This is a genomic window from Sulfuricurvum sp. (genome assembly GCF_028681615.1).
Lineage (GTDB): Bacteria > Campylobacterota > Campylobacteria > Campylobacterales > Sulfurimonadaceae > Sulfuricurvum.
In genome coordinates, this window is record NZ_JAQUHV010000014.1 from 25021 (window position 1) to 41448 (window position 16428).

Consider the following 16428-nt stretch of genomic DNA (forward strand, 5'->3'; position numbering starts at 1 on the left):
GTTCCAAACCGCTTCAGACGCTGAAAACGGAACCTCGCCCGCGTTGGCATCGATATCTCCTGTTGTGCTCGCCGCATTTCCGGCTGCCAAACCGTCATCGTCCACCGTTGCATACGTAATACCAGCAGTAGGTACACTGTCGTTTTGCAACTGGATAGTCAACGTTGACGCAGAAATATCACCATCTTTATCTGTAATTGTATAATTAATGAGAACTGTCCCTTCTTCACCCTGTGCAGGAGTATACGTGACTTGCCCATTTGGCAAGAAGCTCACTGTCCCACTCCCATGACCCGGTTGAATACTGGCCGCTGTTACAGTCGCTCCATCTGCTCCCTGAGTATCATTGGCTAATACATTATAAATAACAGGAGTATCTTCCACACTTTGGGTAGTCGTGTCAGCGCGTGCTGTTGGTACATCATCAACAATATCCACGTTTATAACACCTGTCGTAGTGTTGCCGTTTGCATCTATTGCTTTATAAGTGAAACTGTCACGATTATCTTCCGTATTCATTCCATTATTGACACTCGGATTTGTGCTATATGGCGTAACCAACGTATAGGTATAGCTTCCATCACTATTGAAAACAATATTACCGTAATTTCCATGCGCACCACTCGTAAGCTCATAGGTATATGGGCCAGTACCGCCTGTTGTGCTAACCAGACCGTTAAATACTTCACTGTTTGTTGCCGCAGCGCTGCCACTCGCTAATCCTGCTTCACTAACCACTGCATCAACACCACTGGCAATCATAGTGATATTGTTGACATCAATCGTCAATGTCGCCGTCGACAAGTCACCTTCACCATCTTTCATAGTGTAAACAAAGGTATCAACCGCATTAGCTCCAATACTATTAGCTGTTGAAACATAGGTATAACTTCCATCTGCATTTAATGTCAGTCTACCATATATCCCCTCGATCTCTGTCGATACATTGCCGCTTACCGGATTTGCAGTATTGCTGCCCGCTGCTACACCTACAACTGAACCATTGCTTGCAAATCCATCCGCACCGGCACTGTCATTGTTCAACACACCATTTGCAGCCGCCACTGACAATGTCGCCCCTTCTGTCACACTGTTGGTATCCAAATACGCTATCGGGCCGTCATCATTGATCAATACTGTCATATCCGCTGGTGGAGTTTTATCTCCATTATCATCAGTGACTACCAATGAGAATGCCTCTTCCGGAAACTGATCGGACGCACCCGTTTGATTTGGATTTGTGTGTGGTGCATTTGCATTCAAGGTATATACCCAGCTATATACGCCATCATTTACCGAGATTACCAAATCTCCATAAATGCCATGGACAGTACCACCATGCGTCACGTCTACACCATTAATCACAACACCACCTACTGTATTGATTGTGTCACCACCTGTTGTAATATCTAACGTACCGCCCGTACTAAGAGTGCCACCCAAATTACCACCTGGCAATGCACCTTCATCTACCACACCGTCTTCCCCTACAGCCAGTACCCACTCTGCAGTAGGAATGCTGTTGGATTCTAAAATAACTGTCGGCTGTTCTAACGTAATTGCAGAAACACCCGGTGCTGTTGGATGCAAACCGGTCGTAACATCGGTAATTTCACCTGTCGGGCTGTAAAATACGTCATTTGTTGGCAACTCCCCATCTGTCGTTGCACCCCCGGCTGCGGTTTCATCTTCATTTCCTCCGGCTTCTATCCCTGTTGCCTTATACCCTTCTGTCCATGCGTCAACACCGGCCGCATGATATGCTTCTTGCAATGCCAAAGCATCTTTCATCGAGTTCACATGAACAACCGCATCTTCATGTGTAAACAACCCTTGCAACAATGACGTTTCAAAACTAAGCGCCGCATTTCCCGCAAGGACAATATCCCCTGCCCCGGCAAGAGTCACATCAACGATGATTTCTGCATTGGCTGCATTATTAGAAGCACCATAGACGATTTCACCTTCCTGAATCGCTTCACCTGCTTTTAATTCACGAATATTACCTTTTTCGTCTTTGGCGAAAAAGATCCCATTTTCAATCGATTTTACATATCCGATAACTCGTGCCATGATATTCTCCTGCTAATGCGATTTTTTATATCACACATTGTAACGAGATTAGAAAAATAATACTATTGTACTTAGGTACTAATTACAAATAAAAATCAAGTATGGAGTAAAATTGATAAAGCCAAACGATCTTTTACATCAAGCTTTTGATAGATTGCAGTTGCATGTGCTTTTACTGTACGTGTCGTAATATCCAGTGCTGTGGCTATTTCTTGATGAGTGGCACCATTGCCCAACATCAATGCCACTTCACGTTCACGTTTACTTAAAACATCCAATATTACAAATGATTGTTCTTTCGTAGCATTGGCGTCGCGAATTTGCATAATCATATAAGAAATAAAATCAGGGTGTAGCCATACTTTCCCCTCTTCTAATGCTTGATACGCCGAGTGCAAGTGGGTTTCATGCATCATTGCATTGCCGTACCCCATAGCTCCAATTTGTAAATACTGATGAGCATGGATGAAATCCGGCACCATTGATAAAACCATAACACGATATCCAAAAATTTTTTGGCGATCTACATCACTCAATTCGTCCAGTAGATTATCACTCACAATCAGCATTGAATTTTCCTCAAAATCAAGCTCTAATTTTGATAATACCATAGGTTTCCACTCTGCGAAAATACGAGACAAACGTGTTCTGATATTACTATCATCCGATATGAGATACAGTTTCATTTATCGCTCCGTAAAGGTGTATTCCTTGGCTTTTAATAGCGGTCTGAGTATGTACTCTAAAATACTTTTCTTACCGGTAACGATATCGACATTGACTGTCATCCCCGGAATGATTTTAAGAGGCTTCTCTTTTGTACCAAGATATTTTTTATCCGTTTGAACTTTTACCACATAGTAAACATTATCATTTTTATCACTTACAGTATCAGGACTGATGGTTACAACTTTACCGCGTAAAGAACCGTAAATTGAAAAATCATAAGCCGTTACTTTCACAATCGCATCTTGACCCGGATAAATAAAAGCGATATCCGAAGGTTTAATCTTGACTTCAGCCAACATCCCTCCTTCTGTCGGAACAATTTCAACCAGATCGTCTCCCGGTTTGATAACGCCTCCGACAGTGTTAACAAAAAGTTTTTGAACAATCCCGTTAATCGGTGATTTAACGACTGTTCTCGTCACCTGGTCAGCCAATGCAGAACTTTCAGCTCCTATACGTTGATAATCTGTTTCAGCTTCATTGAGATCTTGTTTCGCTTTCATCATAAATTCCGAACGTGCCTGTCTGATTTTACTACTGATTTCGTTCATCTGTGCATTCAATTGGGGAATTGAAGCGATTGAAGCGTTATAGCGCTCCGCAATATCACTCATTTCACGCTGAAGCTTCAAAAATTCCACTTTCGGTTTAATCCCTTGGGCCACCATAGGCTCTGAAATCGCCACTTCTTCCCTGATTAAACCAAGAGAACGCTTTTGTTCAGCAATACGCCCTTGCGTTTGTATTTTTTGATTCTGAATTTGAGCATACTGATCATTAAGTCCTGAGATTTGTGAACGAAGATTCTCCTGATTGGAAAGATACAAACTACGCTCTTGCATAATCTGCGCTGGAATTTGTTTCATATCCTCCGCTGTCGGTGAAAATGCCCCTCCATTTGCTTCTGCACGGAGACGGACAAGTTTGGCACGCAATTCAGCTGATTTATATTGTGAACTCTCATATGTTGAAGATGATTTAATATTATCTACCTTCAAAAGTACATCACCTTCTTTGACTTTTTGCCCTTCTTTAATGAGAATGGAATTAACTATCCCTCCTTCTAGATTCTGAATCATCTGATTGTCCCCTCCTGGGATAACTTTTCCATTGCCCCTGACAATCTCATCTATTGGAGAAAAAGCAGCCCATAAGAGAAAAAAAATGACTGTGACAAACCAGAATAATAAGACCAAACGAAGCCGTTTTGGAGTATCCTCTAATACTGCAGTAGAGAGGCTTCTCATAAATGTCAAGTCGTTGGAATCAAATGAATGATTTTCGTCTCTCATATATTGCCTCCCGAAAGTTTAGCTATAACTTGATCTTTGGGCCCATCCATATAAATTTTCCCGTTCTCCATCACAATAATCCGATCGACTAAAGAGAGAGCCGTATTTTTTTGTGTAATGATAATTGCAGTTTTATCCAATAAATAAGTTTTCAAATTAGCGAGAAGACGATTTTCGCTGAGCTGATCCATCGCATTACTCGGTTCATCCATGATAACGATTGGTGATTCAAACAAAAGTGCCCGCGCAATACCAATACTCTGGCGCTGTCCGCCTGAAAGCCCCATCCCTCGTTCTCCAATCGGCATTTCATACCCTTGAGGATGTTTTCGGATAAATTCATCAGCACCCGAAATAACTGATGCTCGAATCATCTGTTCATCGCTTACTCGTGTATTGCGATACACAATGTTATCCCGAACATTTCCTTTGAAAAGTGTAATATCCTGTGCAACATACGAAATATTTTTACGCAGATCTGCCGGGTCTATCTGTTTGATATCAATTCCATCCATTAAGATTGATCCACTTTGCGGCTCATAAAGATTGAGTAACAGTTTGGCGAGTGTGCTTTTCCCTGAGCCATTACGCCCGATGATTCCTACTTTCTCTCCCGGTTTAATCGAAAAAGAGACATCTTTCAAGGCATTATGTTCCGAATTGTCATAAGCAAAACTTACATCTGTAAAAAGAATTTCACCCTTAAGTTCTTGGCGCGTAATAAATACTTTTCCATAAGGACGTTCCAACGGTTGAGAAATAATTCCATCAATCGTATCGTATGCCGTTTTTGCATCGGAATAATTAGCAATTAGTGCCGCTACCTGCCCCATAGGAGCTACTGTGCGTGAGGCAATAATAATCACTGCGATCAATCCCCCCATCGACAGTTCATGTGCACCAATTAAATAAACACCAACAATCACAGTTATTATAGTCGTGAGTTGCATTAAAAAACCGGTTATTGTCGTAATAGAAGTAGAAAGAAGACGTGATTTCAAACTTTTTTGAGCTATCTCCCCTGTTGCTTCTTCCCATGCCCATTGAACCTGTCCACTTGTACCTAATGTTTTTAATGTTTCTATATTTTGTAACGCTTCAATTAAAATAGAACTTTTTACTGCAGAGGCCTTATGTGTTTCTTCGATACTATCACGTAGAGGGATCCGTAAGAAAAGAGCATAAATTAAGATCAGCAACATCATTGTTATGGGAATCAGAACAATCCATCCTCCAATGTATCCGATGACCAATAAAAAAAGAATAGCAAACGGGAAATCGACCAATGCAGTCAGAGTTGCGTTGGTTAAAAAAGAGCGAATCATATCAAAATCTTTAAGATTACTTGCAAATGAACCTACCGATTTAGGGTGAGAAGCCATTTTTAAATCAAGTACTTTTTCAAAGATAATTGAAGACATAATAATGTCACTTTTTTTGCCTGCACTTTCTAAAAGTACAGCTCGTGTAAATTTCAAAAATGTATCAAGAATGTAGACAACAAAAACACCACTGGCAAAAACCCATAGAGTCTCTGTAGCATCATTGGGAATGACTCGGTTATAAACACTCATTGTAAATAATGGACTTGCAAGAACAAATAAATTGACCAATACCGTCGCATAAATTACATCCCTATAAATACCTTTAGAAAGCTTGATCGTATCCCAAAACCAGTGCTTGTTTTTAACGTTCAGTGTTAAAGAATCATGTTCATCATACACAAATGGTTTTTTTATTAAAAATGCGTAGCCTGTATAGTCTTTTTCTAATGCATCATATGTGATGATTTCTTCAACCGCTTCTTCAGCCGGAAGGATAACTTTATATGTTTGTTGATCATCAGAAATCGAATGTAATATACATGCATTTGAATTCTTCAATAGCAAAATCATCGGAAGCTGCAAAGCAGATATATCAGAAAGACGCCGCTTTACTAATGTGCTTTTCAATCCTGCCCGGCTTGCAGCCCTAGCAAAAAGACCCTTCGACGATTTTAAGGTGTAAAGATGAAGCATCTCTCCGCGAGGAATAGGCAAACCTGCCATTAATGCTTCAGCCGTAAATGGTTTATGATACAGCTGTGTAAACAAAACCAAACATTGGACTAATGGATCAATCCCAAAGACTGCCCCTTCCGGATCAGGAATTTGAGTTTTAAACTCCTCACTCATTCAGGCAACCTTCAAAAAATTTATTGTCTTCCAACAGATGGCAGAACAGCCACATCCCCGTTCTCATCACGTGTATATGGATCATTTTTACGATCAGCAAATATAAGCGTATCAACACGACCATCATTATCAAGACGATTGTCCAATACTTTTAAACCCACTTTATTCGTATACTCTTCCGTTTTAGACCCTAATACATTCTGTACCATTGACCCCATTGCATCCAATATTCGATAATAGGAAAAGAGTAGATCATTTTCAGCTCGTACAATCTGAGATTCAGCCGCAACATGATCATTTTGAGCAACAATTAAATCAAGCAATGTCCGACGGCCCAAATCATACTCTTTTTGATAAAGTTCGAGCGTTTTAGCACTGGTTGCTTCATAACGTTTTAAGTGCTGAAGTTGATCTTTTAAATGAGTTTTTGCAGACCATGAAAGCTCACCTTGTTCATCTAGTTTACGAATGGTATCCCGTTTTGTTTCACTTTCCTGATAGATTTTACTAAGATTTTTTTGGATCTGCGATTCATCGGCACCACCGTGGTATAGATTATACGAAAGAGTTAAACCGACTCGAAATCGATCATCTTTTCCATCCACTCCACCTACATCGTTTGCCCAGCTTTGACGGACAAATGCGTCAATTTTCGGGTAATAATTTTTTTGCGAAGCTTCTTTTTGAGCTTTGGCTGCTTTAATATTATATTCATTCACCATTACCGAAGGATTATGGGTACGTGCATACTCTTTCATCTCCTCCAATGTAGAAGGGATTTGTCCCATAAAGTGTGCATCTTGCAGTTCTTCTATCGTTACATGACGGCCTAAAACACGTTCAAGATTAAAAAGTGAATCATCCAAATTATTTTGTGCAACAACATAATTGGATTTCGCCAATGAAAGTGATGTATCAGCTTTTTCGGATTCCGAACGGGTCGTCAACCCTGCTTGATAGAGCTTATTGACCTTATCATAAATTTCTTGGTTAAAATCAACATTCGCTTTGGCAATACAGAGAAGATCACGGTTTTTAAGCGATGTAATATACATATAAACAAAGTTGTATGCCACATCATTTGCATTTTCAATATAATGATTTGCAGCTGCAAGAATACGAGCTTTATTCATATCCACTTCATATTGTGTCCCAAATCCATTAAAAAGGTTTTGAGTCAGTATTAAAGAGTGCTCATAACTCGTCAACGATCGGCTTCCAAATGGAGCAACCGCACGAGTATTTGGTGAATCGGTTCGATCTCGTGAAATCGTTCCAGTATAATCTAAAGTCGGTAGATATTGTGCTTCAGTTGTACGTAAATCCTCGAGCGTCGCACGATAATTATGTAAACGTTCCTGCACTACAGGATGAGTTGCGAGCGCTTCATCAACTCCTTCTTGTAGGGATAATGCATTCAACGCTGAAGCGGCACACACAGACAATGTAAAGGTAACGGCAGCTTTTGAAAATGGAATTTTTTGATACCACATTTTAGTCAACTCCTTCATACTTACTTATTTTTGAACATGTAAGTATGGTACAGTAGTTTTCTCAAAAAAATTCTTAAATTTAACTAAAGATATTATTTTCCATTTGAATGATGTAGAAATACAAATTCTTGTGATACAATATTCGACACAATACAATAAAAAAGGATTGCACATGAAACAGGTAACAAAAAGTGCGATATATGCGCTAGTATTAGGTTTAGGTATTAATTGTTATGCTCAGAGTGAGCCAGCCAATGTTTCATATTTTGACGGTAAAAATACGCAAACGATGAATGTTCAAGAAACCCAGTTTGCACCAACACATCCTGCTTCGTGTGCAGAAAAAAAGCCTGTTCCTGTCGCTGAAACACCTCGAGTAGTAGCAAAAGCCGAGGGAGATTCGGATGGAGACGGTGTAGTTGATTCATTGGATAAGTGTCCTGATACACCTCATGGCTATAAAGTCGATCCAAACGGTTGTCCAGTGAGCGTGACGTTGCACATCAATTTCGCATTTGATTCCACTATTATTCCAGCTTCATCAAATGATGATGTCACTAAATTGGCTAAAATTCTAAAAGACAATCCTCCTGCAACTGTGACCATCATCGGCCATACTGATTCCGTCGGAACAGATGCATACAATCAAAAACTCTCAGAAAGACGTGCTCAATCGTTAGGTAAACGATTAAATGAAAACGGTATTGATTCGACGCGGATCAAAACATTCGGTAAAGGTGAAAAAGAACCTATTGCAACCAATTCCACTGTAGCAGGTCGTGCACAAAACCGCCGAATTGAAGTTAAACTGTATTAATAGCCAGTCCCTGTAAAAGGGGCTGAAATACATATTTAAAAATAATTTTTAGACGCTTCTTTAAGTTTTAAAAAAATCTTTTCAAAATCGGTCGAATAAACCCGTGTTTCGCTAATGGACGTAATAAAATTTGTATCGCGTTCCCAGCGCGGAACCAAATGCAGATGAATATGTTCTGCGATTCCGGCACCTCCGGCACGTCCTAAATTCATCCCTAAATTGACGCCGTGAGCACCGAATGATTCTTTAAGCATATGCACCCCTTTTTGGGCTAATGCGCTAATGTGAAGCCAAACTTTCGGGTCGAGAGATTCGAGAGAATCGGTATGGTAGTGGGGAATAATCATAAAATGCCCCGGAGTATAGGGATAACGGTTCATTACGATAAAACAATGTTCATCTCTGTAAAGAACATGCAGTGACGCGTCATCCTCTGCATGGCTACTGATGTGGCAAAATACACACCCATCTATTTTTTCGCCGGATACGTAATCATTTCGCCAAGGGGCATATAAAATATTTTCCATCGGCTTTGCTCCTTTTTAGTATAAGTCTTTAACGCGACAAATAGCATGTAAGCGTGCGTGGGCTTTCCGCCGAGGAAAACACAGCGTTAGCGTAGCAAAATGGGCTTGGCTCATTTTGCGTTCTAAATAAAGTTAGGCGCATCGTTGGCAAATAGGATAATATCGCCGGCACGTGTCACTTCCCCTAAAGTTTTAACCATTTGCGATTTATCGGAGAGCATAATTTTCTGCGCTACCGTTAACTCTTTGTCAAATTGGACCGCATTCAATGATCCGGTGATGATAGCGATATCAAAGACTTTATTGATTGCGCTAATCAGCTCGCTGTTAAGCTCTTCCGTACTCTCAACGAGTCCCGGAGTAACGATTACTTTACGTCCTGTATGCAGTGAGCACAAACGTACCCCTTCCAGCATTCCGTCAATATTACCGTTATACCCATCATCCAAAATGATCTTCCCGCCTGCATCAATACGTTCCAAACGGTGTTCGACACTCTTAAGCTTTTCTACGGCAGAGACGATCTCATCACCCTTCATTCCCATTTCGGATGCAATCAAAATTGCCGCATTGATATTGATCGTCTGGAATCCCCCCAATACGGATGTGTGGAAATGGCGTTCCTCACCCTCTACATTCAAATCAAAATCAATACCCTCCAACGTCGCGACCAAATTATGAATATCATCACCGAAAAAAGTCACTTTTTCATGCGGTTCATTCGTCACGGAAGTGTGGATAAACGCCCGTTTGAGACGATTCGACTGAATGATTTCAAGCTTCGTCCGCTGAATCCGCTCTAACGTTTTGAAATATTCCAAATGCTGCGGACCGACTTTGCCGACCACTACGATTTGAGGATGAAGCAGCTGGGCAATGGCATAAATGTCTCCCACTTCACGTGCACCTGCTTCGCAGATATAGACCTGAGTATATGCCGGAAGCGATTCATTCACATCCCGAATAATGCCTCCGAGAGTATTGACACTTCGCGGTGTCGCATACACATTGAATTTTTGACCTAAGACCTGTGCGATGAAATTTTTCATCGAGGTTTTCCCGTAACTCCCTGTGACACAAATGATCGTTAAATCCTGCATCGAAGCAATTTTTTGTTTTGCTTGGCGTTTGTACGCTGCAAATAAAAACTTCTCAGTTCCCCATGAACCGAGATAGGCGATCACGAGCGGGAAGAAAACGCTGTACGTTTGACTCGCTTCTTTTAGGGCTAAAAGGAAATTCAACAAAAGGGTAACGGAAAAAAGAAGGATCAAAAATCGTTTTACACGCCATGTCATTACCAGCTTTTTATCCAGTTTCAGATGCCACATCAGCATAGCCGGAATAATGACCAAATAGAAAACAATCCAAAAGTAATCACCCAGAACGTAATAGGAGATAAACGGAATAATGAAGTAGACAACATGCCACCACGTTTTATGATGGCGCAGGACTACACGCTCAATACGGTAATCGTACCATTGAAGATTGGTAATCAAATACCACCCCAATGTCATAACAAAAATGATATTTGTTATAAAGGCAAACATTTGTCCATAATCCATTATTGTCCCTTATGTTCTAAGTTTTTTAAAACCGTATTTTCGATTTCTTTGGCAACGGTGCTACCCTGCTCTAAAAAGAAATAGTGATCGCCCTCAAACTCAACGACACGGGAGTCACCTATCAGTTCGGCTATGGTATGTGCCGTCCATAGGGGTGTTGCCGTATCCTGAGCACCGAAACACAATAAGGCTTTGCCTTTATAGCTACGGAATTTTTCGGTGAAATCTTCATTTACAACCTGTTTGAACGTCTCATACATCGGCTCACTCAGCCCCTGTGCATCCGGCGCAATAAAAAAGCGTCGCAGTGATGTAAGCCCTGTAAATTTCAGTAATTTGAAGAGAAAAATTTTAGCCCGTATTTTAAACGGCTTTGGAACCAAAATCCCCGCCGAACCGACCAAGACCAAGAGTTCAGGGTTTAAAAGAGTCGCGACTTTTCCCCCGAACGAATGTCCTAAAATAATCGCCTTGCTTGCATCAATCTGGGAGATAAAAGACTCTAATATATTGGCGTAATCTTCCGTTGTAAGGGTCATATTGCAGGTACTGTTACCAAATCCGGGCATATCAATATAAATATGGCGGAACTGGTGAAGATACTGCCCAAACGCATGTTTCATCAAATTTTTATGAGATCCCCATCCATGGAGAAAAATGATATCGTAATGCGCACTCGGATTGAGTATCTCATAGCTGATCGAGAACGTATGCTGTTTGTATTGAACCGTTTTAACTGCCACGCTTATTTCCCTTTGGCCTGAGAAATAGAATGAATGTAATCGTAATTAACCCGGATCGCTTTTTTGTCAGGCAATGCTCCGAGGAGCTTTTGAACCGAACCGCTAAAATCTTCAAAAAGATAATTTGCCATCGATCCTGGAATCGGATTGACTTCGTTAAGATACACTTCCCCTTCGATTTCGAAGAAATCGCAACGGATGATAGCCCCTTCAAATAACGGCGAATAGATTGCTTTAAACGCATCGCGCAATTGAGCTACCAAGGTATCACTTACCGCTGCTTCGGCAACGTTGCCCGAACGGGAAAAATCAAGGTATTTTTTTTCAAAATCCAAAAATTCGGCTTTTTGCGGTTCTTCAACGATGGAGTAAGTCATCTCGCCGCGAGCACTGAATCCTGCCAAATTGTACTCTTTAACACCGGCCATAAACGGCTCGATCAACACAACATCATCAAATTCAAACGCAACATCCAACGCATAATCAAGCTCGCTCGCCTCACGTACGATACTCACACCGATAGAGCTCCCCAAACGGGCAGGTTTGATGATAAACGGATACGCAGTTGCAATCTCTCTTTTATCTTCCTTACAAATGATCTCGTATGGCAAGGTTTTTACACCGAGTGAAGCTGCAAACCATTTGGTATAGTGCTTGTCAAAACTGAGCATGGACGCTTCTTTCCGCGGACCGATAAAGGGGATATGAAAGAAATCAAGCATTGCAGCCATTGTCCCGTCTTCACCGTCACCGCCATGGATCAAATTGAGAATCGGCATCTCATACTTTTTCGACCCAAACATTCCGCGCTGTTCAAATCCGCCGTTAGTAAGAAACAGTTGCGGCATTTTACGGTGCTCACCGCGTGAAAACGTGATCGCTTTCATTTTAGCCGCATCAATCATGTAAAATTTGTGATCCTGATCGCAAAAAATAAAGCTCAGATCAAAACGGCTTAATTTTTCTTTGACCGTAATCGCACTGACGATGCTGATTTCGTGTTCATAACTGGCTCCGCCGAATAAAATGGCTAATTTCACTTGTTTTCCTTGCTTTTTAAAGTTTTTGAAGTTGTTTCAATGCTTCTTTAACCAACGTTGCCGTGTCAGTTGCACTGGAAGCACTAAGGGCTTTGGCGATCTGCTCTTTTTTGAATCCGAGCGATTCCAATGCCATAGATGCTTCTGTCGTTGCCGTTGTCACAGTCGCACCTGATCCGAGCAGTACCGCATCAAATCCGGCTAATTCGACCATAATCCGACCTGCACTTTTGGGTCCGATCCCCGGAACTTTTTTAAGAGCATTGATATCTTTAGATGAAATAATACCCGCAAACTGCTCCGGCGTAAAGGTCGAGCAAATTGCCAATGCTGCTTTAGGACCGATTCCGTTTATTTTTAGCATCCCTTCAAAAAGAATTTTTTCACTTTTTTGGGTAAATCCGTAGAGTTGTTGAGCATCTTCGCGAATTACATGATGGGTATGCAATCGTACTTTTTCTGAACTGATTGCACTGTATGTATGCAGTGAGATAAAAACTTCATAAATTATATTATTTACATTCAAATGGACCAATGACGGCTCTTTGTATTCGATAATTCCTTCAAGACCGACAATCATTAACTCACTACCTTTATAAAAAATTCTCCGTTATCGTTTTCGACCAATCCCAAAATATTTTCTTCTGAATTGTGGGCTGGGATATATAAAATCTCAATAGGCGGATCAATCAGTTTGAAAATAATTTCATTATGATTTTTCCATCGATCGTGATTGATGATACGAGCCTCAAATATTTCGCTTTGAAGTGCCGTATGTTTTTCTCTCAGCCACGCATATTGATCTTCTTTTGTTTTCAGTTCATTACGAAGTTCTTCGAGCTTCTCTTTAAACTGTTGATGCTGCTGATATTTTTCAACAAATGCAGCAGGCATTTTTATCCCGTTTTTTTTGTAATGGAGCAATTTTCGTTTGAGATCTTCCATAACTGGTATATTTTCCTGCCATGTTCGCTCATACCCTGCAAGCTCTTTTTGAATCTCTTTCATCGAATTTTTTGTTTGTTCCATTTTTTTCGACTGATCGGAGAGGTTGTCGACGGATTCATTGAGCAACGGGTCAATTACAAACAGATTTTCGCCCCCCTGAAGATTTTTAATCTCAATTTTATGCGATGCAGTCATTTTTACATTTGAACTCAAGATTTCGATCGTAATCTCTTTAGCCCGGATTTGCCCCCCGGTCGCCTGAGTAATAAACACTTTTTCGGCTTCGACAATACCGTGTTCCAATCGTTTTATATTAACGACCTTGCCATATGCCATCCCCTTATGGATATCAATGTTCAATTCATCGGCAGTAATTGTCGCACTTTGATGAACCTGTCCTTCAACAGTCGCTTTTTTTGCCGTAACGTTGGCGTTCGCGCCGATATTTCCCACAATATTGATGACATTTACCGTGACTTCCATACCTGTACCGATTGCATCTTGGAGGGGATCTTTTTGGATTACGTTGAGAAATACATCCGCATCCAACTGGGTATCGATCGAACCGGTTGTTCTAAAACTGATCTCTTGTACATCTACTTCGGTTCTAATATCGTATATTCCACCTTCAAAGGTGACGTATCCTCCTACTTTAGCCCGATATTCGATACTGTTCGAAGTATCGATCACAGCGATTTTCTCCCCTACGGAAAAAGTCGGCTCATTTTTAATGACAGGGGGTTTCGGAGTTATAAATTCTCCTCGACAATTGCGTCCGCTCTCTCCCATTTTCGGCTTGATGTACTCAATTAATAATTCATTTTCAACGGCACTGATAACATAGCCCCGTTTGGCATAATCAATCCGCCCGTGTTCATCCTGATTTTTCCGCTTTGTTTCATAATGGAGGATCAATTTATCATCAACCGTCTCCACCGGCTCATAGCTTTGTCCTATTACATAACGTTCCTGCGCTTCAAAATGATATACGCCCAAAACCCTGATTTTAGCTAAAAGTTCTCCGAGATTTTGGAGCATCATCGAATCAAACAATCCGATCATCATGTTCGCACGCAGTTTTTTCTTATTGACCAGTCGGATGAAGTCTTCTTGAAATTGATCGTAATAGGTCGCAGTACTCCCCGCTTTAATCGTCAAATAGATCTTACACAGGGACGGGTTCCCTCCAATGGACATATCTATTTTATCTAGCAATGTCGGCTCTAATATCGAAAAAATTTCGATTTCATGCACCTGTTTAAGTTCTATATTCGGATTTAAAAAGAAATCCTCTTTTAACTCTTTCAGTTCATGGTAGGAGAGTTCAACCCAGTCTTCAGCCGGTCCGTCCGCCACTTTTTTACTAAAGGTCTGAGTTTCAAGAAGATTGAAGTCCAAAGTATGGACAGAGACTTTAAAATTGAGGGCAGCTTGTAAAAGCTCTTTGGCAACATTAGACGTACGGACAATGATCGGCTTTATATGCACCGCACTTTCTTCGTGTTCGCCCTCTTTGGTAAACAGCCCCATGTTTGATCCTTTGCATCAGTGGCCCTATTTTAATCACTTATCGGTTAAAATTTCGTAAAACTTAATTTAGGCATACAATAAAGCATGTTCAAATCTATTTTTTCCAATTCCTTTGGCATCCTGATTTCCCGTGTCAGCGGACTTATTCGGGACATTTTAATGACGTCCGTTTTAGGTGCCAGTGTATGGAGTGATGTTTTTTTTATGGCCTTCAAATTTCCGAATCTTTTTCGGCGTATTTTTGCCGAAGGTTCATTTACCCAAAGCTTTATGCCCTCTTATATTGCTTCTAGGCAAAAAAGTGTTTTTGCCGTTGCTATTTTTATTCGATTCATGACATTTATTATAGCTTTTTCCCTCATAGTAACCCTATTCCCTGAATTTTTTACCAAGCTATTGGCATGGGATTGGGATGCGGACCTCATCTCTAAAACTGCCCCCCTGACAACCATCAATTTTTGGTATCTCGACCTTATTTTTATTGTTACGTTTTTAGGGACACTTCTGCAACATAAAGAGCATTTTTTTACAACCGCTTTTTCAACAGTATGGCTCAATATTGCTATGATTACTTCACTAATGCTGTTTCAACACAGTGATCCGAGAACCGTCGTTTATGCACTCAGTTTTTCAATTCTTGCAGGAGGGTTGCTTCAAGTTGCGACCCATCTGTATACGATGCGTCAGCAAGGACTTATGAAACTCCTCATCGGAGGATGGAAATATCGCCGCTCCAAAGATGTCAAAGCCGAAGAATCCAAATTCAGCGGCCTCTTTTTTCCCTCGGTTCTAGGTAATTCGACTGCACAAATCGCTTCGTTTATCGATACAAGTCTGGCTTCCTTTTTAGCCGCAGGTTCGGTCTCCTACCTCTTTTATGCCAACCGGATTTTTCAACTTCCTTTTGCCATTATCGCTTTGGCTATCACAACCGCATTATTCCCCGGCATCGCAAAAGCGATCAAAAATGAGAACCATACACTCGCCTATAAAAACCTCAATAAATCGTTTTGGCTACTGAGTGTATTGTTAGGTCTTTCTGTTTTAGGAGGAGTGCTCTTATCCGAACCGATAGTCTGGCTTTTGTTTGAACGGGGTCATTTCACCATTCAAGACACCCATAACACAGCAGATGTCTTGATGATGTACATGGTAGGACTGATTCCGTTTGGATTGGCAAAACTGTTTTCATTGTACCTTTATGCGATGCACAAACACGTGAAAGCGGCTAAGATTGCGGCCTCATCGCTCATCGTCAACATCATTTTTTCCCTTATTCTTATGAAGCCGCTCGGAGCCGCAGGGCTGGCATTGGCGGGGAGTATCGGCGGTGCGGTACAAATGATTCTCACGATGCGGGAAGTGGGCTGGAGCATATTATTTGATATTTTGAAAACGAAAAATACCCTTTACTTCATCGTCGGTATGACAATGTTTGGGGGATTATTTTATATTTTAAATCAATTTTTGATAAACTTGATACGATAAAGAGCGGAG

At 40.9% G+C, this 16428-nt stretch carries 13 protein-coding genes; 2 read left to right on the plus strand and 11 right to left on the minus strand.

All coding sequences use genetic code 11. The features are described from left to right. From PHE37_RS11220 to PHE37_RS11240, 5 genes are all read right to left on the minus strand, one after another. Positions 1-2073: Ig-like domain-containing protein (locus tag PHE37_RS11220; protein ID WP_300008636.1), on the minus strand; the 2073-nt coding region annotated here is incomplete at its 3' end. Positions 2074-2168: 95 nt separating this feature from the next. Then, positions 2169-2759, minus strand: coding sequence for a LuxR C-terminal-related transcriptional regulator (locus tag PHE37_RS11225; protein WP_299993775.1), 591 nt, complete (start codon positions 2757-2759; stop codon positions 2169-2171). After that, positions 2760-4094, minus strand: coding sequence for an HlyD family type I secretion periplasmic adaptor subunit (locus PHE37_RS11230; protein ID WP_299993776.1), 1335 nt, complete (start codon positions 4092-4094; stop codon positions 2760-2762). Beyond that, positions 4091-6268, minus strand: coding sequence for a type I secretion system permease/ATPase (locus PHE37_RS11235; RefSeq protein WP_299993777.1), 2178 nt, complete (start codon positions 6266-6268; stop codon positions 4091-4093). The genes PHE37_RS11230 and PHE37_RS11235 overlap by 4 nt, the downstream gene beginning before the upstream one ends. Before the next feature lie 20 nt (positions 6269-6288). Continuing rightward, entirely contained in the window at positions 6289-7761 is a 1473-nt protein-coding gene (locus PHE37_RS11240; protein WP_299993778.1) for a TolC family outer membrane protein, read from the minus strand. A gap of 172 nt (positions 7762-7933) precedes the next feature. On the opposite strand from PHE37_RS11240, the gene PHE37_RS11245 reads away from it, so the two are divergent. Next, complete coding sequence (locus PHE37_RS11245; protein WP_299993779.1) at positions 7934-8578, plus strand: OmpA family protein; 645 nt, start codon at positions 7934-7936, stop codon at positions 8576-8578. 35 nt (positions 8579-8613) lie between these two features. On the opposite strand, the gene PHE37_RS11250 is transcribed toward PHE37_RS11245, so the two are convergent. From PHE37_RS11250 to PHE37_RS11275, 6 genes are all read right to left on the minus strand, one after another. Continuing rightward, positions 8614-9105: an HIT domain-containing protein gene (locus PHE37_RS11250; protein WP_299993780.1), complete on the minus strand. Its 492-nt coding sequence runs from the start codon at positions 9103-9105 to the stop codon at positions 8614-8616. Between the two features lie 122 nt (positions 9106-9227). Further along, positions 9228-10670 (minus strand): UDP-N-acetylmuramoyl-tripeptide--D-alanyl-D-alanine ligase, encoded by a 1443-nt coding sequence (gene murF, locus PHE37_RS11255; RefSeq protein ID WP_299993781.1) that lies wholly within the window; start codon positions 10668-10670, stop codon positions 9228-9230. After that, on the minus strand, positions 10670-11413 hold the full coding sequence (locus PHE37_RS11260; protein ID WP_299993782.1) for an alpha/beta hydrolase: 744 nt from the start codon (positions 11411-11413) through the stop codon (positions 10670-10672). Before PHE37_RS11260 ends, murF begins: the two co-directional genes overlap by 1 nt. Before the next feature lie 2 nt (positions 11414-11415). After that, positions 11416-12453, minus strand: a complete 1038-nt coding sequence (locus PHE37_RS11265) for a D-alanine--D-alanine ligase (RefSeq protein ID WP_299993783.1) — start codon at positions 12451-12453, stop codon at positions 11416-11418. A 16-nt stretch (positions 12454-12469) separates the two neighbouring features. Next, positions 12470-13033: a Holliday junction branch migration protein RuvA gene (gene ruvA, locus PHE37_RS11270; RefSeq protein WP_299993784.1), complete on the minus strand. Its 564-nt coding sequence runs from the start codon at positions 13031-13033 to the stop codon at positions 12470-12472. Further along, positions 13033-14931 (minus strand): flagellar assembly protein A, encoded by a 1899-nt coding sequence (locus PHE37_RS11275; RefSeq protein ID WP_299993785.1) that lies wholly within the window; start codon positions 14929-14931, stop codon positions 13033-13035. The genes ruvA and PHE37_RS11275 overlap by 1 nt, the downstream gene beginning before the upstream one ends. Positions 14932-15015: 84 nt before the next feature. Here PHE37_RS11275 and murJ point away from each other — a divergent pair, with 84 nt between their 5' ends. Next, complete coding sequence (murJ, locus tag PHE37_RS11280) at positions 15016-16419, plus strand: murein biosynthesis integral membrane protein MurJ (protein ID WP_299993786.1); 1404 nt, start codon at positions 15016-15018, stop codon at positions 16417-16419. Positions 16420-16428: the final 9 nt, after the last annotated feature.